The sequence below is a fragment of the Sulfitobacter pontiacus genome, from assembly GCF_040790665.1.
In the GTDB taxonomy this organism is placed as follows: Bacteria; Pseudomonadota; Alphaproteobacteria; order Rhodobacterales; family Rhodobacteraceae; genus Sulfitobacter; species Sulfitobacter pontiacus.
On sequence record NZ_CP160849.1, the window covers coordinates 193955 to 214215 of the forward strand.

Here is a 20261-nt window from a genome sequence, read left to right on the forward strand (position 1 = left end):
GATCAAGCCTCCGGCTTGCCGTCCAGGAAGGCCATCGGATCAAAGTCTTCTGGCAGATCGTCCAGCCATTCCTCTTCGCGGGCCTTTTCCTCGGTCTCGTAGGTTTCGGGCTTCCAGATCTGGAAGGTATCACCGGCGGCGATAAAGAATGCTTCGTTTTCCAAGTCGATCTTGTTGCGCAGCTTGGCGGGCAGAACCAGGCGGCCCGTTTCATCGACCGATGTGGGAAAAGACTGACCGTGGAACAGGCGCTGCAGCATCTTGCGTTCCATCGACCCGCGCGGCAGCGCGTCGATCTTGTCGTCCACCTCTTCGATGGCCTGCATGGTATAGCATTCAAGATAGCTGCGGCGGCTGTCGCCATAGACGATCACCAGCTCGGGCGTGCCACCGTTTTGCCAATTCGGATCACCGGCTTCCAACACACGACGAAAAGAGGCTGGGATAGACACCCGCCCCTTCGTATCGACCTTGTGTTGGCTTTCGCCTCTGAACCTGCGGCTCACGTGTTTTTCCCTGCCTGCGGCGCTTATGCGCCCTAAAATCATGCCCCCGGCGGTAGATGTAGAAACGGCGGGCTGATCTGCTGCCACTGATCAACCCGCCGCCCGTCCCGCCTTGGCGGGGAAGTCCGACTGCGCGCGCCACCTGGGGGGATGTCTGCTCGCTCGCGCGCCGGATCTCTTGGTCTGATGAAAGCGAGGTGCCTGTATGAACCTGCTAGAGTTTTATTTGGTCGTTGGGGTCGTTTGGTGCCCCGTGTCTCGTTCTCATCCGATGCACTAGGGATGCCATGGGAATTGATGGGCGTCTATAAGTTTTTTGGGAAATACATACCAAATTTGGTTTTGCACAGGGTTGTAAATCAACATGTGGGAAAGAAATATCAGCGATATTTAGCCTATATCGAATAAATGTGAAATTTAGACACAACATATTGAGGTTAAAAACGCGTGCTGAAATTTCCCACAATTTCCCAACAATTTTAGACCACAGAGTTATCCACAACCTGTGTTCGCGGCTTGTTCCCCGATCGCAACACCAATTGCAACTGTTTTATCGCGCAAACTGAGGATTCCGCGCCTCAGACAGCCATTTTCCGCCGAATCACCTTGCCAATCCGGCAGGGTCCAGCCGGCGATCTCCCATGTTTTCCCATGAGGTTTTCCCATGCGATCCCATACGCACGTCCACACGACGCCGATGAACGCGAAACGCCGCGCAGGGGGCTGCGCGGCGTTGAGTACAGATAGGACCGTGAAGGAGGTTGCCCCTTAGGCCATCCCACCCTTGATCAAACCTTCGGCGATGCGGGCATAGGCCTGGGCCATCGGCCCATCCCCCGCTGCCACCGGCGTGCCACCATCGCCGGAAAGCCGGGTATCAAGATCGATGGGCAAACTGCCGAGCAAAGGCACCTCCATCTTCGCGGCTTCGGCTGCAACCCCGCCATGGCCAAAGATTTCATGTTCGGACCCACAATCAGGACAAACAAACAGCGACATATTCTCGATCAATCCCAATACAGGCGTCTTCAACGTATTGAACATATCAATCGCCTTGCGTGCATCGATCAGCGCCACGTCCTGCGGCGTTGACACCACGATCGCGCCAGACAATTCGGATTTGGTACATAGTGTCAGCTGCACATCGCCCGTGCCCGGCGGCAGATCGACAAGCAACACGTCCAGCTCGCCCCACTCTACCTGCCCCAGCATCTGCTGCAGCGCGCCCATCAACATCGGGCCACGCCAGACCACAGCCTTCCCCTCCTCCATCATAAAACCGATGGACATCAGGGTCACACCATGGGCGTGCAGAGGGATGATCGTCTTCCCATCCGGCGAGGCGGGCCGCTTGTTCACCCCCATCATACGCGGCTGACTGGGACCATATATATCGGCATCCAGCAAACCGACCTTGCGACCTGCCCGCGCCAAAGCCACGGCGAGGTTCGAGCTCACGGTCGATTTGCCCACGCCCCCCTTGCCCGACCCAATGGCGAGAATGCGCTGCACGCCAGCCGGTTTCATCGGGCCATCCTGCGCCTTCGGGTGCCCGCCAATCTTTAGGCTTGGGGCCGATTGCTTTGGCGCGGGGCCATGGGCCGTCAGGGCGACTGTTACGCTGGCAACGCCATCAACCTCGCGCACCACGGCCTCTGCCGCGTCGCGCAGCGGGGCCATCTGCGCGGCGACCTGCGCATTGGGGGCTTCTATAACAAAGCGCACCACATCGCCCTCGACCGTCAAAGCGCGGATCAGATCGTGATCAAGGATAGATTTCCCATCCGGCAGCATCACCCGGGCCAGAGCAGATTCGACGTCGGATTTAGAGAGCGGCATGACATATTCCTTTCGAGACTGCTTTTGACATGGCAGTTTCTGGCCAAATCGCAACCCTACGTTCGCATGCCGCACAGCACCAAGGCAAAACGAACATTTAGCGCCCAAAAATTACGCAAAACCCTATGTTTTCGCTGCATGGCAGCAATGCACAATTTGAGAATTGTGCAACCGCAGCAAATAGGTCAAAAAGGTTTCAGGAACGCAGACACTGCGAGCCAAGAATAAGACCAAACTCATCCATCCTCCTCCCGGATGTGTTTGTTTTCGGCGGCGATACCCTCCTCCTCCCTGGTATCGTCGCCATTTTTTTTCATACAACTCCTCCTGACTGCTAAAGCGTTTGCGCTAGGGTTATTTTGTTCCCGATCAAGACGTTACGTCACCTTTTGCCCATGCATTTTCTGCATAGCAGCATTGACGATCTGACTATTGTGCAGATGCAGCATTTTACTACATAACCAACACAAGACGAATGATAACGAACACAGACGAAACAAGACGAGGTATCCGATGGCCTACTTGAACGCTACAACCGCACCGACCCTGGCAGACCGCTTTGCCGCGCTGATGTCCACACTCGAGACTCGCCGCAAGCAACGCCGCGTATACCGCTCCACTTTCAACGAGCTGAGCTCCTTGTCCAACCGCGAGCTGAACGACCTGGGCATGGGCCGCTCGCAAATCCGCGGCATCGCGCTGGAAACAGCACGCAACGCTGCATAAATCATACTGGATCGGGCACACGCACCCTCCCTGTTGTGTGCCTGTAGAAAGCTTCGGGTCTCCTCCTCCTCCCTGAGACCGGCGGCTTTCATAAACGTCCCCTTCCCCCTTTCCTCCCGATTGGATTGGGGACGTAGATAAAGACGGCGGTGCTTTCCTCCCAAAGCACCGCCGTTCTTGCATCTAATTCTTGATATTTCGTAAAACTCATGACGCCAGTTCAGAACGGAACGTCATCCGATGCGCTCAGATAGCGCGACACGACCTTCTTGACCCCGGCCTTGTCAAAGCTGATCTCAAGCTTATCCCCTTCGATTCCAACGACTTCGCCATAGCCAAATTTCTGGTGGAACACCCGCTCCCCCATCGCAAAACTGCTGACGGCGGACATGTCGATCGTCACATTTCGGGCTTCCGAAGGCTGGCTCACGCTGCGCGCTTGGCTGCGCGTCTGCAACCTTCGCCACCCCGGAGAATTATATACATTCGCTTCAGCGGCTTTTTCATGCAGATTCGATTTGGGCATCGCAGCGCCATACCCGCCACCATACAGCCCCGGCGGGGTCAGCACATCCACATGGGCTTCGGGAAGTTCGTCGATAAACCGTGACGGCATCGCGCTTTGCCACTGACCAAACACGCGGCGATTGGCCGCAAAAGAGATCGTGCAAAGCTGCTCGGCCCGGGTGATTCCGACATAGGCAAGCCGCCGCTCTTCCTCCAGCCCCTTCAGGCCGGATTCGTCCATCGATCGCTGCGACGGAAACAGCCCATCCTCCCAGCCGGGAAGAAACACCGCCGGAAACTCAAGCCCCTTGGCCGCGTGCAACGTCATGATCGACACTTTGGCGCCGCCATCGTCGCTTTCATTATCCATGATCAAGCTGACGTGTTCCAGAAAACCTTGAAGATTCTCGAACTGCTCCAACGCTTTAACCAGCTCCTTCAGGTTCTCAAGCCGCCCCGGAGCTTCCGGCGTTTTGTCGTTCTGCCAAAAACCAGTATATCCGCTTTCATCCAAAATAATCTGCGCCAATTCCACATGGCTGACCTCGGGCGGGCCATATTCCTCGTGAAACAGCGGCGCACCTTCGTCGATGACGCTATCGTCATCAACCACAGTCTGTAGGCGCGGGCCCCGGGCCAGTTCGGACCAGCGCTGAATCCCGTCGATAAGCAGACGCAACTGCGCCGCACCACGACCGCCAATCCCGCCATTCGCCAACAGGATCCGCGCCCCCTCCACGAGGTTCACACCGTTTTCCCGCGCGGTTTTCTGTATATTTTGTTGTGCTTTATCGCCTAAACCACGCTTGGGCGTGTTCACGATTCTCTCAAAAGCAAGATCGTCATCAGGCGAGGTAACCACCCTGAAATAGGCCATGGCGTCGCGAATTTCTAACCGTTCATAGAAACGCGGGCCACCGATCACGCGGTACGGTAGGCCAATGGTCAGGAATCGATCTTCAAACGCGCGCATCTGGTGTGATGCCCGTACAAGAATCGCCATATCGTCCAATGTGTATGGATCAAGCTCGCGTGTGCCGCGCTGCAACGCTTCGATTTCGTCGCCGATCCAACGCGCCTCTTCCTCGCCATCCCAATGGCCGATGAGACGCAGCTTTTCACCCTCACGGGATTCCGTCCACAAGGTCTTGCCCAAACGCCCCTCGTTTCCTGCGATCACGCCCGAAGCGGCCGCCAGAATGTGCGGTGTTGACCGGTAGTTCTGTTCCAACCGCACCACATGAGCACCGGGGAAATCTTTTTCGAACCGCAGGATGTTGCCCACCTCGGCCCCTCGCCATCCATAGATCGACTGGTCGTCATCCCCGACACAGCAGATATTCTTGTGGCCAGAGGCCAGCAGACGGAGCCACAAATACTGTGCCACGTTGGTATCCTGATACTCATCCACCAGAATATATTTGAACCACCGCTGATATTGCCCCAGCACGTCTTCATGCTGCTGGAAAATGGTGACCATATGCAGCAGCAAATCACCGAAGTCGCAGGCGTTCAGATCTTTAAGCCGCGCTTGATACTGCGCATAAAGCTCCGCCCCGCGGTGGTTATATGCCCCCGCATCGGCCGTAGGAATTTTCTCGGGCGTCAATGCGCGGTTTTTCCAGCCATCAATAACGCCTGACAGCAAACGCGCGGGCCAACGTTTGTCATCAATCCCTTCCGCTTTGATCAACTGCTTGAGCAGACGCAGCTGGTCATCCGTGTCCAGAATGGTGAAGTTCGACTTTAGCCCGACCAATTCAGCATGGCGGCGCAACAGCTTGACGCAAATCGCATGAAACGTACCCAGCCAAGGCATCCCTTCAATGCTCTGCCCCAGCATATGCCCCACACGGTTTTTCATCTCGCGCGCGGCCTTATTGGTGAAGGTTACCGCGAGAATCTCGTTCGGGCGGGCGCGCCCGGTGTTCATCAGATGCACGATCCGCGCCGTCAGAGCCTTGGTCTTGCCCGTGCCTGCCCCCGCGAGCATCAAGACAGGGCCATCCATCTGCTCCACCGCGGCACGCTGGGCCGGATTCAGCCCATCAAGATAGGGTTGCGGACGCGCAGCCATAGCGCGCGATGATAGGGAAGCGCCCTCAAAGGCGGCCATTTCGTCAAAATCACTCATGCGGCCAATCTATCCTGCGCACGCACCAAATAAAAGACACGTTCGCAAAATGTTCCCGCCGCATTTTCTATAATGCAGCGGCGGTTTGCTAGCCGTCTAGCGTCAAAGCCGCAGGAATTATTGTTATCTGTTTCTCCTTATTACTGATGTCTTTGCATAGTTACGATCGCGCCCTCGACTCGGCGTAGCACCCCATCTCTTTCCAAATGGTTAAAAATCCCCCGCGGAGCGCAAAAAAACTTCTACTTGCACACCGCGTCAAACAGACGCAACAATGCCGCAGCGCAGCGTTAGCGCGTGCTCTAGACGCTTGAAAATTAAGATTTCTCGCCAGCAGGAAGGCCTAGCTATGACCGACTTTAAGAAAATTCTAATCGCAAACCGCGGCGAGATCGCCATTCGAATTATGCGCGCGGCCAACGAGATGGGAAAAAAGACGGTCGCCGTTTTCGCCGAGGAAGATAAGCTGGGCTTACACCGTTTCAAGGCCGATGAAGCCTATCGGATCGGGGCCGGTTTGGGGCCTGTCGCCGCCTATTTGAGCATCGATGAAATCATCCGCGTGGCCAAAGCCTCGGGCGCGGATGCGATCCACCCGGGCTATGGGCTACTGTCAGAAAATCCCGATTTTGTAGATGCTTGCGCGCAGAACGGTATTACTTTTATCGGGCCGCGTGCGGAAACAATGCGCGCCTTGGGCGACAAGGCCAGCGCGCGACGCGTGGCGATGGAGGCCGGCGTGCCGGTCGTCCCCGCCACAGACGTTCTAGGCGATGATATGGAGGTCGTCCGCAAGCAGGCGGCAGAGGTTGGCTACCCGCTGATGCTCAAGGCGTCCTGGGGTGGCGGGGGTCGTGGCATGCGCCCCATCGCGAATGAAGAAGAACTTAAAGAAAAAGTGATGGAAGGCCGGCGCGAGGCAGAAGCGGCCTTTGGCAATGGCGAAGGCTATCTGGAAAAGATGATCCTGAAGGCGCGCCATGTCGAGGTGCAGATTTTGGGCGACAGTCACGGCGAAATCTACCATCTATTTGAAAGAGATTGTTCCGTTCAGCGTCGCAACCAAAAGGTCGTCGAACGCGCGCCTGCCCCCTATCTTACCGAAGAACAACGCGCCGAGATTTGCGAATTGGGCCGCAAAATCTGTGCACATGTTAACTATGAATGTGCCGGTACGGTCGAATTCCTGATGGATATGGACGACGGCAAGTTTTATTTTATCGAGGTAAATCCAAGGGTTCAGGTCGAACACACGGTCACCGAAGAGGTCACCGGCATCGATATCGTCCAGGCGCAAATCTTAATTGCCGAAGGCAAGACCATCGCCGAGGCGACGGGCAAGGCCTCGCAGGCAGATGTGCAGCTGAACGGCCATGCGTTGCAAACTCGGATTACCACCGAAGACCCCCAAAACAACTTCATTCCTGATTATGGCCGCATCACCGCCTTTCGTGAGGCCACCGGCATGGGCATCCGCTTGGACGGCGGTACCGCCTATTCAGGTGGGGTGATCACGCGCTATTATGACAGTCTTTTGGTCAAGGTGACGGCGAAAGCTCAAACGCCCGAGCAAGCGATCGCCCGCATGGACCGCGCCCTGCGCGAGTTCCGCATCCGGGGCGTGTCGACAAACATCGCCTTTGTCGAAAATCTGCTGAAACACCCGACCTTCCTCGATAATAGCTACCACACCAAATTTATCGACCAGACACCCGAGCTTTTTACCTTTGAAAAGCGCCGCGATCGGGCGACCAAAGTATTAACATATATCGCTGATATTACGGTGAACGGGCACCCTGAAACCAAGGGGTTCGAACGCCCTGCGGCGGCCGTCCGCGCGCCGCAGCCGCCCGCCGCCCGAGCCGAGCCGATGATGGGCACCCGTAACTTGCTTGAACAAAAAGGGCCGCAGGCTGTTGCCGATTGGATGGGGCAGCAGCGGCAGCTGTTGATCACCGACACCACCATGCGCGACGGTCACCAGTCATTGCTTGCGACGCGGATGCGCAGCCATGACATGATCAAGGTTGCACCCGCCTATGCCGCTAATCTTCCACAGCTTTTCTCGATGGAGTGCTGGGGCGGTGCGACCTTTGATGTGGCCTACCGGTTCTTGCAAGAATGTCCGTGGCAACGCCTGCGCGACCTACGCGCTGCCCTGCCAAACGTGATGACGCAAATGCTGCTGCGCGGGTCGAATGGCGTGGGCTATACCAATTATTCGGACAATGTGGTGCAAGAATTCGTCCGCGTGGCCGCGACCGAGGGTGTCGATGTTTTCCGCGTGTTTGATAGCCTGAACTGGGTTGAAAACATGCGTGTCGCGATGGATGCGGTGATTGAGAACGGTAAGATTTGCGAAGGTACCGTTTGCTATACCGGCGACATTTTTGATCCGGACCGATCGAAGTACGACCTGAAATACTATGTTGCTATGGGCAAGGAGCTGAAAGCGGCCGGTGCCCATGTTCTGGGCCTGAAAGACATGGCCGGCGTGCTCAAGCCGAATGCAGCCAAAGTATTGATCAAAGCGCTGAAATCCGAAGTCGGCCTGCCGATCCATTTCCACACGCATGATACCGCAGGCACGGCGACCGCGACGATCATGGCAGCCTCCGAGGCAGGCGTGGACGCGGTAGATTGCGCCATGGACGCGCTATCGGGCAACACGTCTCAGGCGACGCTCGGGTCCGTGGTCGAAGCGCTGAAACACACGGATCGCGACACGGGCCTGTCGATGGACGCGGTGCGCGAAATCTCTAACTACTGGGAAGACGTGCGTGGCGAATATGCCGCGTTCGAGACCGGCATGCAGGCCCCTTCCTCCGAAGTCTATCTGCACGAGATGCCCGGCGGGCAGTTCACCAACCTCAAGGCGCAGGCCGCGTCGATGGGGCTGGATGATCGTTGGCCCGAGGTCGCCAAAACCTATGCCGAGGTGAACCAGATGTTTGGTGATATCGTCAAGGTGACGCCGTCGTCCAAAGTGGTCGGCGACATGGCTCTGATGATGGTATCCCAAGGGTTAACCCGCGCGCAGGTCGAAGACCCGAAGGTGGAAATGTCCTTTCCTGACAGCGTGATCGACATGATGCGCGGCAATCTGGGCCAGCCTCCGGGCGGGTTCCCTGACGCAATCGTCGACAAAATCCTCAAAGGCGACAAACCGAACACGGAACGCCCCGGTGCGCATCTGCCCCCTGCCGATCTTGAAGCGACACGCAAAGAATTGCGCGACCTTCTGGAAGGGGCTCAGGTTGAAGACGATGACCTGTCGGGGTACCTCATGTATCCCAAGGTTTTCCTGGATTACATGGGCCGTCACCGGACCTATGGCCCTGTCCGCGTATTGCCGACCCGCACCTTTTTCTACGGGATGGAGCCGGGCGAAGAGATCACCGCGGAAATCGACCCGGGCAAGACGCTGGAAATTCGTCTGCAAGCCTTGAGCGAGACCAATGAAGACGGCGACGTTAAGGTCTTTTTTGAACTGAATGGCCAGCCGCGCGTCGTGCGCGTGCCCAACCGGATGGTCAAAGCGACGACTGCACAGCGTCCCAAGGCCGAGATTGGTAACGTCAATCACATCGGAGCGCCGATGCCGGGTGTTGTTGCCTCGGTCGGGGCGACGGTGGGTCAAAAGGTCAAATCCGGCGACCTGCTTCTGACCATCGAGGCGATGAAAATGGAAACCGGTATCCACGCGGACCGCGATGCTGTCGTCAAAGCGGTGCATGTCACGCCCGGGGGCCAGATCGACGCCAAGGATCTGCTGGTCGAGTTGGAGTGATCCCATGCGCCTTTCTGCCCTGACCTTGATCGTTCCCAGCTACGACGAAGGAATATCCTTTTACTGTGGCACGATGGGGTTCGACCTGACACAGGACGAGGACCAGGGGCATAAACGCTGGGTGCGCGTCACCCCTTCGGGTGGCGGCACCGGCTTTATCCTCGCCGAACCCGGCGACGATGTTCAGCGTGCCGCGATTGGGAACCAAGGTGCGGGGCGTGTCTGGTTGTTTCTAGAGACCGAGGATTTTGCCCGCGACCATGCCCGACTTTTGGCTGGGGGCGTGACATTCGAAGAAGCCCCTCGCCATGAACCCTATGGCACTGTCGCCGTGTTCCGCGACGTTTTCGGCCATCGCTGGGATCTGATTGAACCGCGCACGACCGCGTAAAGACAGCATCGGCCCTGACACTTGGGGCCGGATGCATTCTGCCGCATTGATCAGGCCCGTTCTGCTGCTACGTTCAGGCTTGGCACGACAGATGGACACCTCCCATGCCCTATGAATGGAAAACACGACCCGAGGCCTCGACGCAGGTTCTTTGCCTGCGGCCGCACCAATCCCTGCCGGCAAAGGGATTCGCAAGTTTTATCCTTGTCACGTTTGTCCTAATTCTGATCCCCGTTCTGCCACTGTTGGGGACTGTTCTGCTGTGGGGGCTTCTTCCTTTCATGCTGGCCGCCGTCGCGGCGATGTATTGGGCGCTACAGCGCAACCATAAGGCCAGACAGATTGAAGAAGTGTTTACGCTCGACCACAATACAGCACATTTATCCCATCGCACCGCGCGCGGAGAGGTCAAGGAATGGCAGTGCAACCGGCATTGGGCCGTCGTGACGAAATATGAAAAAGACGGCCCCGTACCCCATTACGTGACCCTCCGCGGCATGGGCCGCGAGGTCGAAATCGGGACCTTCCTGAGCGAAGAGGAACGGATCGCCCTGTATGACGAGCTGAACCGTTCGCTGATGCGCTGAGACCTAGCTCAGCCGCTCTTTCACTTTGGGACCAACCGCGCCAAAATCCATTTGCCCCGTGTACTTACCTTTAAGCAGGCCGATCACCTTGCCCATGTCACGGATCGATGTCGCGCCCACTTCCGCAATGGCGGCATCGACGGCCTTGGCGGTTTCTTCTTCGGTCAGCTGACGGGGCAGAAACTCTTCGATCACGGCGATCTCTTCACGCTCGCGATCCGCAAGATCAAGCCGCCCGCCCTCTTCATAAGCGCGTACGGATTCCATACGTTGTTTCGCCATTTTACCTAAAATCGCGAGCACTTCAGCATCGCCAACACCCGTGTCGCCCTCATCAGCACGCGCCGCGATGTCTTTATCCTTGATCGCCGCATTGATCAGCCGCAGGGTCGACAGCCGGTCCGCCGCCTTGTCTTTCATTGCCTGTTTCAGTGCATCCGAGATGCGAGTGCGCAGTACCATTACCATCGTCCTTTTGACCCTAGGGGGTATTAAGCCGTGCAACATAGAGATATTGCGCGGCGCAGGCAATGCCACAAGCCTCGCGCAACCCATTGAATAACAACGATATTTCATTTTCAACCTACTATTGACCCCGACGAACTGCGGCTTTAGGTTGCCACCGTTTAGCTCCATATACCTGCCGCTGGAGGCCCCCGACATGACCGCGACCACATCACCTCGTCCGACTGCCTGCCTGGCGCTAGCGGACGGATCGATTTTCTACGGCATGGGCTTTGGCGCAACGGGAGAGACCGTGGCCGAGCTTTGCTTTAATACAGCGATGACGGGCTATCAGGAAATCATGACCGACCCGTCCTACGCGGGGCAGATCGTGACCTTTACCTTCCCCCACATCGGTAACACCGGCACGAACCCCGAAGATGACGAAACCGGCGATCCGGTCGCAGCGGGGATGGTTGTCAAATGGATGCCCACCGACCCGAGCAACTGGCGTTCGGTCCAGCCGTTGTCCGAATGGCTGGCTTCGCGCGGGCGCATCGCGATTGGTGGTATTGATACCCGCCGCCTGACCCGCGCCATCCGGCAGCAAGGGGCCCCACACGCGGCATTGGCGCATAATCCTGACGGCGTTTTCGACGTCGAAGCGCTGGTCGCTGCGGCACGAGGTTTCGCGGGCCTGGAAGGCATGGATCTGGCGAAAGATGTCAGCTGCAAACAATCCTATCGCTGGAATGAAATGCGGTGGGCTTGGCCCGACGGCTATACTGCGCAGGAAAACGCACCTCATAAAGTGGTCGCGATCGACTACGGTGCCAAGCGCAACATCCTGCGCTGCCTTGCCTCGGCCGGCTGCGACGTCACGGTGCTGCCCGCCTCTGCCACGTATGAAGATGTGATGGCGCATAATCCTGACGGGGTTTTCTTGTCGAACGGCCCCGGCGATCCGGCGGCGACCGGCGTGTATGCTGTGCCGATGATCAAGGATGTCATCGAAAAGACAGAGCTTCCGGTTTTCGGCATTTGCCTTGGCCACCAGATGCTTGCGCTGGCTCTTGGCGGGCAGACGGTCAAAATGGGTCACGGTCACCACGGCGCGAACCACCCCGTTAAGGACATTGATACCGGCAAGGTCGAAATCACCTCGATGAACCATGGGTTTGCCGTCGATGCGCAAAGCCTGCCAAGCGGAGTGGTTGAAACCCATCAGTCGTTGTTTGACGGCTCCAACTGCGGCATCCGGATGGAGGGGCGGCCCGTCTGGTCCGTTCAGCACCACCCCGAAGCGAGCCCCGGCCCGCAAGACAGTTTCTATCTGTTTGAACGCTTTGCCGCGGCGATGGCAGAGCGGGCCAGCTAAACCTGACAGTTGCGGGCGTTCTCTTCATCCGCAATTAACGCCCCATTAAGGCATCTCTCCCAAGGTGGTCCTATTCCGACAGGAAGGGATTCGCCCGTTGAGCAACCTTGGATTAGAGCTGAAAGCACCCAGTCCCGCGCGTGCGCGCGGGCGCTATCGTCCCTTGGGGCGCATATTGGTCGACGCAGGGTTGATCGATCAGGCCGATCTGGTTCACGCACTTGAAGCGCAGCGCGATCTGGATGCACCGCTTGGGGAAATCCTTGTGGCTCAAGGGCTTGTCTCGCGCAGTGAGGTGACCAAAGCACTGGCGCTGCAACATCAGATCCAGCAGGTCGATCTTGACGCAGACCCGCCCAAACCGATGCTTGCGCGCCATCTGTCTGCCGAAGCCAGCTTGCACCATAAGATTGTGCCGTGGCGGCGGATGGGCCAAACGCTGTTTGTCGCGACCAGCCGGCCGGATACCCTTCATACCCTTACCCGCGACGCCTTCGGCAACAGCGATCGGGACATCGTACCGGTGCTGGCAGAACCCGCGCAGATCAACCGTCAGATCACCGCGCTTTACGGGACCGAACTTGCCAAACGCGCGGCAGAGCGTGTGCCCCCTCATGAAAGCTGCCGAACATGGCGGGTTGCCGGGCCGCGCCGGCGTATTTGGGCCGCCGGTGTCATTTTTGTCGCGAGCATGCTGTTCGCGTTACTCCCCGCGGTGACGTTTACGGCGTTTGTTCTATGGGCGTTGTTCTGCAGTACTATGATCATGACGCTACGATTATCGGCCTTTCTGGCGCGCTGCCTGTGGGGGAACACACCACTGCCTTCAGACCCCACCGCGCCATCGCTCCCGACACGATGGCCAAAGGTATCGGTTCTTGTCCCGCTTCTTCATGAGGAGGAGATTGCCAGCGCCTTGATCGCACGCCTGTCGCAGCTCAGCTATCCCAAGGCGCTGCTGCAGGTCGTGCTGGTGCTGGAGGAAGGCGATCAAATGACCCGCGACACCATCGCGCGAACCGAACTGCCCTTCTGGTTCGACGTGATCGAAGTGCCCCAAGCAGGCAAACTGCGCACCAAACCCCGTGCCCTGAACTACGCGCTGGAATTTTGTAGTGGCAGTATTATCGGCGTGTGGGATGCCGAGGACGCGCCGGAGGCCGAGCAGATCAACCGCGTTGTACAACACTTCGATACGGCGCATAAAAACGTCGCTTGTGTACAGGGCGTTCTGGATTTTTACAATGCGCGCACCAACTGGATCTCGCGCTGTTTCACCCTGGAATATGCGACTTGGTGGCGCGTGATCCTACCCGGTGTCGCGCATCTGGGGCTGATCATTCCCCTTGGGGGCACCACATTATTTTTCCGCCGCGCCGCTTTGGAGAAACTGCGGGGCTGGGATTCCCATAACGTCACCGAAGATGCAGATCTTGGCGTCCGCCTCGCACGGCATGGCTATAAAACCGACCTGCTGCCGACTGTCACTTACGAAGAGGCCAATTTTCGTGCGTGGCCGTGGATCAAACAAAGGTCACGATGGCTGAAAGGCTTCTTGATCACATGGGTCGTGCACAGCCGTGCCCCCCTCCAACTGATCCGTGATGTCGGGCTCATTCGGTTTTTGGGCGTGCAGGTACTGTTCCTCGCGACGTTCTGCCAGTTCATCTTTGCCCCCCTGCTCTGGTCCTTTTGCCTACCGCTGTTCGGCGCGGCGCATCCTGTCCAGACAACACTGGGCGCTGATGTGTTCTACGGGCTTTTCGGATATTTCCTCTTCGCGGAAATCCTCAATATATCTGTCGCGATGACCGCGGTTTCGGGTCCGCAGCATCGCCACCTTATACCCTGGGCAATCACCCTGCCATTTTACTTTATACTCGGCTCTTTCGCTGCCTATAAGGCGCTATACGAATTCGTGGTCACGCCGTTCTATTGGGACAAGACCGAACATGGCGTACCACATAAATCCAGCCCCATCGGTTCTAAGGTGCCACCACTTCGTCCACCCTAGCCTTCGTCTTTGCGCTGTGCCGCTTCTTGCTTGAGCCGCGTCATGAAGGCGACAGAAATATGCGTGCGCAATGCTTCATCCGCACCATCTTCGTCACGCTGTTCGATCATCTGAACAATGCGGTCATGTTCATCCTGCGCGATCGCACCGCGCCCATCCACGGCCAGTGACGATGTCGCCATCAGCGCCATGGACCGGTGTACAAGATCAAGTTGCTGCACCAAATACCGGTTGTGCGACGCGAGATGAATTTGTTTGTGAAATCGGCGGTTCGCACGCGCCAGCGCCGCTGGATTGTCGCGAAAAGCGTCGTCTTCCTCGACCATTTCGCGCAATACACGGACTTCTTCAGCGGTGGCGTGACGGGCGGCAAGCCGCGCGGCCAACCCCTCCAACTCGCCGCGTACGACGTAAAGTTCGGCCACCTGATTGTGGTCCAACGATGCAACGATCAGGCTCCGCCCGTCCCGCGCGAGCAAGGATTGCGTCTCAAGCCGTTGTAATGCTTCACGAACCGGCGTTCTCGAGACACCGAAGCGTTCGGCCAATTCGCTTTCCACCAACCGATCACCGGGGCGATAGGTGCCCACGTCAATCGCGTCCAGGATCATGGAATAGGCGTCTGTGGGTCCGGAGCGTGGCGTCGTCATTGGTTCTCTTTCAAAAGGCTCCGGCACCTTAGCCCCCGCGTCCAATTGCGCAACCCCGTGATCTTGCGCAGATCATCTGGTCAGCGTAGCAAGTCCCCATGCCACACGCCTCTTTCTCTCATGTGAATACGTGGGTCTTTGACCTTGATAACACATTATACCCGCCATCCGCCCGCCTGTTTGACCAGATTGAACAGCGGATGACGCATTGGGTGATGACCGCCTTGAACGTCGATGAGCAGCGCGCGGATTATCTGCGCAGACATTATTGGCACACCTACGGCACCACGCTGGCCGGGCTGATGCGCGAACACGACCTTGATCCCGGCCCCTATCTGCACGAGGTGCACGAGATCTCCTTTGACGCGCTGATCCCGGATCCTTTGCTTGCAGCGCGGATCGCCGCCCTGCCGGGGCGCCGGATCATCTATACCAACGGCACTGCCCCCTACGCCGAAAAAGTCATTGCCGCACGGGGGCTGTCGGGCCTGTTCGATGCTATCTACGGCGTTGAGCACGCGTCATTTTTACCCAAACCCGAACGCGCCGCCTACGACCTGATATTTGCCGCCGACGCATTGACCCCAACCACCGCCGTGATGTTCGAGGACGACCCCCGCAACCTGATCGCCCCGCATGACATGGGGATGGGTACCGTCCATGTGGCCGAACACCCCGCCCCCGCGCCGCATATCCATTTCCACACCGATGATCTTTCGGCTTTTCTTGCACAGATCACGGGCTAACTGACGGGCATGACCATGGCATGTGATATCTTGATTTCGGGCGGCGGCATTGCCGGTTTGACGGCGGCAGCGGCTTTCGGCACCGCGGGTTTCAACGTGGTCTGCGTCGACCCCACGCCCCCCGTCACCGATGGTGCGGCGAAGGGGGCCGACATGCGCTCTACCGCGATGCTGCAACCGGCGCGCCGCGTGCTTGAGGCAGCGGGCATCTGGGCCCATCTGGAAGAACACGCGGCACCGTTGCAGGTGATGCGTATTGTGGATGCGGGCGGTGACGGCGTGGCCCCGCTGACCAGCCGCGCCTTTGATGCTGCCGATATCTCGGACCAACCTTTCGGCTGGAACTTCCCGAACTGGCTGTTAAGGCGCGCGCTTCTGGAGCGGTTAGAGGCTTTGCCGAACGTGGATTTCCGCTCCGGCACCGCAACCACAAGCTTGTTCACCCGCACCACCGGCGCACGCGTAAGCCTCAGCGATGGCACGAAAATTTCGACAAAGCTCGTGATTGCCGCAGACGGGCGCGACAGCCCCATGCGCGACGCCGCCGGCATTGAAGTGACCCGCCAAAGCTATGGCCAAAAGGCGCTTGCCTTTGCCGTGACACACCGGATCCCCCATGAAAACGTGTCGACCGAGGTGCACCGCAGCGGGGGCCCCTTCACCCTTGTACCCCTGCCCGATCGCGACGGTCTGCCCTGCTCTGCCGTGGTGTGGATGGATGACGGCGCGTCCTGCCTTGCGCGGATGGCGCTTGACGCAGGTGCGTTTTCCCAAGCCGCGACCGACCGCAGTGCCCACGTGCTTGGCCCGTTGACGCTGGCCTCCGAACGGGCGATCTGGCCGATCATCAGCCAGCATGCCGCGCGCCTCGCGGCTGAACGCGTCGCCCTGATTGCAGAAGCCGCCCATGTGATGCCCCCCATCGGCGCGCAGGGGTTGAACATGTCGCTGCAAGACATCGCAACGCTGCTGGAACTGGCGCAAAAGCATGACGCTGATCTGGGCAGCCAGCACATGCTGGATGCCTATCACAAGGCGCGTTTTGGCGATATTCAACTGCGCTTGCGCGGCATCGACCTCTTGAACCGCGCCAGTCAGGCGACAACGCCGCTGGCCTGCGATGCCCGCGCCAAAGGGCTCAGCGCGCTATATGCCCTGCCCCCCGTACGGCGCATGTTAATGGAGATGGGCTTGGGCATGCGGCAGGGCTGACCTGCCGCATGCCTTTATTTACAGTACCTTATCGACCACGGCTGCCAACCGCGCAAGCGTGGCATCCACGTCGTAAAGCTTGTCCAATCCGAAGAGCCCCAGACGGAAGGTCTGGAAATCCTCCGGCTCGTCACACATCAAGGGCACACCAGCGGCGATCTGCATCCCTTCGGCAGCAAAGGCCTTGCCGTTTTGCACGGAGGGATCCGCAGTATAGCTCACCACCACCCCCGGCGCGCCAAAACCTTCCGCCGCGACAGAGGTAACGCCCCTCTCCGCCAGCATCTTGCGCACGGAATCCCCCAGACGCCACTGCGCCTCTTTCAGACGGTCAAACCCGTAGGATTTCGTCTCAAGCATGGTATCGCGGAATTGCCGTAGCGCATCGGTCGGCATGGTCGCGTGATAGGCGTGGCCACCATTTTCATAGGCTTTCATAATGCTATGCCACTTGGCCAGATCGATGGCAAAACTGTCCGATGTGGTCTCTCCCATGCGTGCAACAGCGCGCTCCGACATCATGACCAGCCCGGCAGAGGGTGACGCGCTCCAGCCCTTTTGCGGCGCAGAGAGCAATACGTCGACGCCAAGCGCCTTCATATCCACCCATGCGCAGCCCGACGCGATGCAATCCAGCACCACCAGCGCGCCGACGGCATGGGCCGCTTCTGCCATCTGCTTGATATAGTCATCGGGCAGGATCACCCCCGCACTGGTCTCCACATGAGGTGCGAAAACCACCTGCGGCTTATGCGTCTCGATGGCTTTGACAACGTCATCAATCGGGCTTGGGGCGAAGGGCGCGGGCGTGCTGTTGCCCTGCATCTGCGCCTTCATGACGGTGGCATTGCCGGTCAGATCGCCGCTCTCGATGATCTGGCTCCACCGATAGGAAAACCAGCCGTTGCGCACGACCAGCACCTCGGCCCCCCGTGCAAATTGACGGGCGACCGCCTCCATCCCGTAGGTGCCGCCCCCGGGGACGACAGCCACGGCATCGGCCTTGTATACGTCCTTGAGCAAAGCGCTGATGTCGCGCATGACCTCTTGGAACACGGCGCTCATATGGTTCAAGGACCGGTCGGTGAACACGACCGAAAACTCTTCAAGCCCTTCCGGGTCAACTGAATTTAGCAAAGCGGGCATGATATCCTCCTGATGGTTTCGCGCGAACATAGCCGCTTGCGTGGTAAAGTCACAGGCCCAAAGGTCCGGTCAGTCGTTCCTCGCTTAGAAGCACATTTGCCTCGACCGCCCCCGCCCCCGGCAGGGTCATGATCCGCCGCCGCAGTACCCGTTCGAAATCCGCCAGATCCCGCGCAACAACCCGTAAACGGTAGTCATATAGCCCCAGAACATGCTCCACCGTTTGGACCTCGGGGATGGCACTGACGGCGCGTTCGAAATCCTCTAGGCTAACCCGCCCTTTGGTCGCAAGCTTGACGCCGAGAAAGACGGTGACGCCGAACCCCAATGCCTCCCGGTTCAAGCGCAACCTCTTGCCGCGCAAGATGCCTGCCTCCTCCAACCGTTTGATCCGCCGCCAAGTGGCAGGCTGCGACAGCCCCAGATGACGCCCCAGGGCACCGGCGCTTTGAGTGGCATCCCGCGCAAGCGACCGGATCAGCCGGTGATCCACCTCATCGAGCGTAATCATAGCGGTAACGCCTCCTCTGACTTGATCCGCGCCACATGCATCAGCGCCTCGATATCGGCAATATGCGGCAAGGTCAGAATACCCTCCCGGTAAATCTGCTGATAATGCGCCATATCCCGCGCAATTACCGATAGGCGCACATCCACCCGCCCCAGAAAGGTCTGGAACTCGATCACCTCAGGCAGCTGGCGTGCCTCTTCAAGAAAGCGGTCGAAGGCATTGCCCTGCGTCTTGTCCAAGGTGATCCGCAAGGACACTTCGACTGTGTAGCCCAATGCCGCCCAATCGACGACAGCCGCCACCCCCTGCACGATCCCGGTTTCCTGCATGCGCGTGATCCGCCGCGACACCTTACCCGCTGTTAGCCCCGTAAGGTCGGCCAGCTCCGCCGGCGACAACCCCGCATCCGCTTGCCAGTGGCGCAGAAGTCGTCGATCCATATCATCAAGCATGATTTTTCCATTTTTACCGCATACCGCGCATTATCATCTTCATTTTGCCAAATAAACTCACAATTCCGCAATAGCATCTCGCAGCAGCTTCGATATGGTCTCCCTAGATTTCAACGAACCCGAAAGGACGCCCCAATGCGCGTTTATTACGACCGTGACTGCGATGTGAACCTGATCAAGGACAAGAAAGTCGCCATCCTCGGCTACGGCTCCCAGGGCCACGCCCACGCGCTGAACCTGCGTGATTCCGGTGCGAAAAACCTCGTCGTTGCGCTGCGCGAAGGCTCCGCTTCGAAAGCGAAAGCCGAAGGCGAAGGCCTGAAAGTCATGGAAATCGCCGAAGCAGCAGCTTGGGCCGATGTGATCATGTTCACCATGCCCGACGAACTGCAGGCTGAAACCTACAAGAAATACGTGCACGACAACATCCGCGAAGGCGCTGCAATCGCATTCGCCCACGGGTTGAACGTCCACTTCGGCCTGATCGAACCCAAACCCGGCGTTGATGTGATCATGATGGCCCCCAAAGGCCCGGGCCACACTGTGCGCGGCGAATACACCAAAGGCGGCGGCGTGCCTTGCCTGGTTGCGGTAGACACCGACGCCACCGGCAAAGCGCTGGAAATCGGCCTGTCCTATTGCTCCGCCATCGGTGGCGGCCGGTCCGGCATCATCGAAACCAACTTCCGCGAAGAATGTGAAACCGATCTGTTCGGCGAACAGGCTGTTCTGTGCGGCGGTATCGTTGAACTGATCCGCTGCGGCTTTGAAACACTGGTCGAAGCCGGCTACGAGCCCGAAATGGCCTATTTCGAATGTCTGCACGAAACCAAGCTGATCGTTGACCTGATCTATGAAGGCGGCATCGCCAACATGGACTACTCGATCTCGAACACAGCGGAATACGGCCAATATGTCTCCGGCCCGCGCATCCTGCCCTACGACGAGACCAAAGCGCGCATGAAGGCCGTTCTCAGCGACATCCAGTCGGGCAAATTCGTGCGTGACTTCATGCTGGAAAACTCCGTCGGTCAGCCCACGCTGAAATCCTCGCGTCGCGCCAATGACGAGCATCAGATCGAAGTCGTCGGCGGCAAGCTGCGCGAAATGATGCCCTGGATCTCCGCCGGCAAGATGGTCGACAAATCCAAGAACTGATCGCCGATGCAGCGATGTGGAAAGGCCCGGTTTTGCACCGGGCCTTTTCTTTTGCGCAACCGGCTGTCAC

17 protein-coding genes are annotated in these 20261 nt (G+C 58.4%); 9 read left to right on the forward strand and 8 right to left on the reverse strand.

Annotated features, from left to right (window positions below; genetic code table 11):
• Nucleotides 1-2: 2 nt before the first annotated feature.
• Nucleotides 3-506: a division/cell wall cluster transcriptional repressor MraZ gene (gene mraZ, locus AB1495_RS00900; protein ID WP_081781250.1), complete on the reverse strand. Its 504-nt coding sequence runs from the start codon at nt 504-506 to the stop codon at nt 3-5.
• A gap of 768 nt (nt 507-1274) precedes the next feature.
• On the reverse strand, nt 1275-2345 hold the full coding sequence (locus tag AB1495_RS00905) for an Mrp/NBP35 family ATP-binding protein (RefSeq protein WP_009824939.1): 1071 nt from the start codon (nt 2343-2345) through the stop codon (nt 1275-1277).
• 513 nt (nt 2346-2858) lie between these two features.
• On the opposite strand from AB1495_RS00905, the gene AB1495_RS00910 reads away from it, so the two are divergent.
• Nucleotides 2859-3071, forward strand: coding sequence for a DUF1127 domain-containing protein (locus AB1495_RS00910; protein ID WP_005854169.1), 213 nt, complete (start codon nt 2859-2861; stop codon nt 3069-3071).
• A gap of 220 nt (nt 3072-3291) precedes the next feature.
• Here AB1495_RS00910 and AB1495_RS00915 read toward each other — a convergent pair whose 3' ends face one another.
• Nucleotides 3292-5712 (reverse strand): ATP-dependent helicase, encoded by a 2421-nt coding sequence (locus AB1495_RS00915; protein WP_074634505.1) that lies wholly within the window; start codon nt 5710-5712, stop codon nt 3292-3294.
• Between the two features lie 349 nt (nt 5713-6061).
• Here AB1495_RS00915 and AB1495_RS00920 point away from each other — a divergent pair, with 349 nt between their 5' ends.
• The 3 genes from AB1495_RS00920 (at nt 6062) to AB1495_RS00930 (ending at nt 10480) form a co-directional block, all read left to right on the forward strand.
• Entirely contained in the window at nt 6062-9502 is a 3441-nt protein-coding gene (locus AB1495_RS00920) for a pyruvate carboxylase (RefSeq protein WP_074634506.1), read from the forward strand.
• 4 nt (nt 9503-9506) lie between these two features.
• A complete protein-coding gene (locus AB1495_RS00925; protein ID WP_074634507.1) occupies nt 9507-9893 on the forward strand; it encodes a VOC family protein in 387 nt (128 codons plus the stop codon).
• A gap of 104 nt (nt 9894-9997) precedes the next feature.
• On the forward strand, nt 9998-10480 hold the full coding sequence (locus AB1495_RS00930) for a DUF2244 domain-containing protein (RefSeq protein WP_074634508.1): 483 nt from the start codon (nt 9998-10000) through the stop codon (nt 10478-10480).
• A gap of 3 nt (nt 10481-10483) precedes the next feature.
• Here AB1495_RS00930 and AB1495_RS00935 read toward each other — a convergent pair whose 3' ends face one another.
• The gene (locus AB1495_RS00935) at nt 10484-10942 is read right to left on the reverse strand and encodes a GatB/YqeY domain-containing protein (protein ID WP_005854179.1); all 459 of its coding nucleotides are present in this window, start codon (nt 10940-10942) and stop codon (nt 10484-10486) included.
• Nucleotides 10943-11141: 199 nt separating this feature from the next.
• On the opposite strand from AB1495_RS00935, the gene carA reads away from it, so the two are divergent.
• Nucleotides 11142-12302, forward strand: coding sequence for a glutamine-hydrolyzing carbamoyl-phosphate synthase small subunit (gene carA, locus AB1495_RS00940; protein ID WP_005854180.1), 1161 nt, complete (start codon nt 11142-11144; stop codon nt 12300-12302).
• Between the two features lie 97 nt (nt 12303-12399).
• Nucleotides 12400-14316 carry a glycosyltransferase family 2 protein gene (locus tag AB1495_RS00945; protein WP_074634509.1) on the forward strand — a complete coding sequence of 639 codons (1917 nt, stop codon included), beginning with the start codon at nt 12400-12402 and terminating at the stop codon, nt 14314-14316.
• Here the strand turns inward: AB1495_RS00945 and AB1495_RS00950 are convergent.
• Nucleotides 14313-14966 carry a GntR family transcriptional regulator gene (locus AB1495_RS00950; protein WP_005854182.1) on the reverse strand — a complete coding sequence of 218 codons (654 nt, stop codon included), beginning with the start codon at nt 14964-14966 and terminating at the stop codon, nt 14313-14315. The two genes, AB1495_RS00945 and AB1495_RS00950, sit on opposite strands and share 4 nt — an antisense overlap.
• A 98-nt stretch (nt 14967-15064) precedes the next feature.
• Here AB1495_RS00950 and AB1495_RS00955 point away from each other — a divergent pair, with 98 nt between their 5' ends.
• Nucleotides 15065-15712 (forward strand): pyrimidine 5'-nucleotidase, encoded by a 648-nt coding sequence (locus AB1495_RS00955; RefSeq protein ID WP_005854183.1) that lies wholly within the window; start codon nt 15065-15067, stop codon nt 15710-15712.
• Between the two features lie 9 nt (nt 15713-15721).
• Nucleotides 15722-16924 (forward strand): UbiH/UbiF family hydroxylase, encoded by a 1203-nt coding sequence (locus tag AB1495_RS00960; protein ID WP_074634510.1) that lies wholly within the window; start codon nt 15722-15724, stop codon nt 16922-16924.
• 18 nt (nt 16925-16942) lie between these two features.
• On the opposite strand, the gene AB1495_RS00965 is transcribed toward AB1495_RS00960, so the two are convergent.
• From AB1495_RS00965 to AB1495_RS00975, 3 genes are read right to left on the reverse strand one after another with little or no spacing between them, the layout of a single operon-like run.
• A complete protein-coding gene (locus tag AB1495_RS00965) occupies nt 16943-18070 on the reverse strand; it encodes an aminotransferase class V-fold PLP-dependent enzyme (protein WP_074634783.1) in 1128 nt (375 codons plus the stop codon).
• A 49-nt stretch (nt 18071-18119) separates the two neighbouring features.
• Nucleotides 18120-18581 (reverse strand): Lrp/AsnC family transcriptional regulator, encoded by a 462-nt coding sequence (locus AB1495_RS00970; protein WP_005854186.1) that lies wholly within the window; start codon nt 18579-18581, stop codon nt 18120-18122.
• The gene (locus tag AB1495_RS00975; RefSeq protein ID WP_074634511.1) at nt 18578-19033 is read right to left on the reverse strand and encodes an Lrp/AsnC family transcriptional regulator; all 456 of its coding nucleotides are present in this window, start codon (nt 19031-19033) and stop codon (nt 18578-18580) included. Before AB1495_RS00975 ends, AB1495_RS00970 begins: the two co-directional genes overlap by 4 nt.
• Before the next feature lie 135 nt (nt 19034-19168).
• Here AB1495_RS00975 and ilvC point away from each other — a divergent pair, with 135 nt between their 5' ends.
• Nucleotides 19169-20191, forward strand: coding sequence for a ketol-acid reductoisomerase (gene ilvC / locus AB1495_RS00980; protein ID WP_009824953.1), 1023 nt, complete (start codon nt 19169-19171; stop codon nt 20189-20191).
• The last annotated feature ends 70 nt before the right edge of the window (nt 20192-20261 follow it).

Coding starts and splice junctions, on each gene's coding strand:
- AB1495_RS00910 (WP_005854169.1), top strand. CDS start 2,859: ATGGCCTACTTGAACGCTACAACCGCACCGACCCTGGCAGACCGCTTT.
- AB1495_RS00965 (WP_074634783.1), bottom strand. CDS start 18,070: ATGCCCGCTTTGCTAAATTCAGTTGACCCGGAAGGGCTTGAAGAGTTT.
- AB1495_RS00955 (WP_005854183.1), top strand. CDS start 15,065: ATGCCACACGCCTCTTTCTCTCATGTGAATACGTGGGTCTTTGACCTT.
- AB1495_RS00960 (WP_074634510.1), top strand. CDS start 15,722: ATGACCATGGCATGTGATATCTTGATTTCGGGCGGCGGCATTGCCGGT.
- AB1495_RS00975 (WP_074634511.1), bottom strand. CDS start 19,033: ATGCTTGATGATATGGATCGACGACTTCTGCGCCACTGGCAAGCGGAT.
- AB1495_RS00935 (WP_005854179.1), bottom strand. CDS start 10,942: ATGGTACTGCGCACTCGCATCTCGGATGCACTGAAACAGGCAATGAAA.
- carA (WP_005854180.1), top strand. CDS start 11,142: ATGACCGCGACCACATCACCTCGTCCGACTGCCTGCCTGGCGCTAGCG.
- AB1495_RS00930 (WP_074634508.1), top strand. CDS start 9,998: ATGCCCTATGAATGGAAAACACGACCCGAGGCCTCGACGCAGGTTCTT.
- AB1495_RS00970 (WP_005854186.1), bottom strand. CDS start 18,581: ATGATTACGCTCGATGAGGTGGATCACCGGCTGATCCGGTCGCTTGCG.
- AB1495_RS00915 (WP_074634505.1), bottom strand. CDS start 5,712: ATGAGTGATTTTGACGAAATGGCCGCCTTTGAGGGCGCTTCCCTATCA.
- AB1495_RS00905 (WP_009824939.1), bottom strand. CDS start 2,345: ATGCCGCTCTCTAAATCCGACGTCGAATCTGCTCTGGCCCGGGTGATG.
- AB1495_RS00925 (WP_074634507.1), top strand. CDS start 9,507: ATGCGCCTTTCTGCCCTGACCTTGATCGTTCCCAGCTACGACGAAGGA.
- AB1495_RS00920 (WP_074634506.1), top strand. CDS start 6,062: ATGACCGACTTTAAGAAAATTCTAATCGCAAACCGCGGCGAGATCGCC.
- AB1495_RS00950 (WP_005854182.1), bottom strand. CDS start 14,966: ATGACGACGCCACGCTCCGGACCCACAGACGCCTATTCCATGATCCTG.
- ilvC (WP_009824953.1), top strand. CDS start 19,169: ATGCGCGTTTATTACGACCGTGACTGCGATGTGAACCTGATCAAGGAC.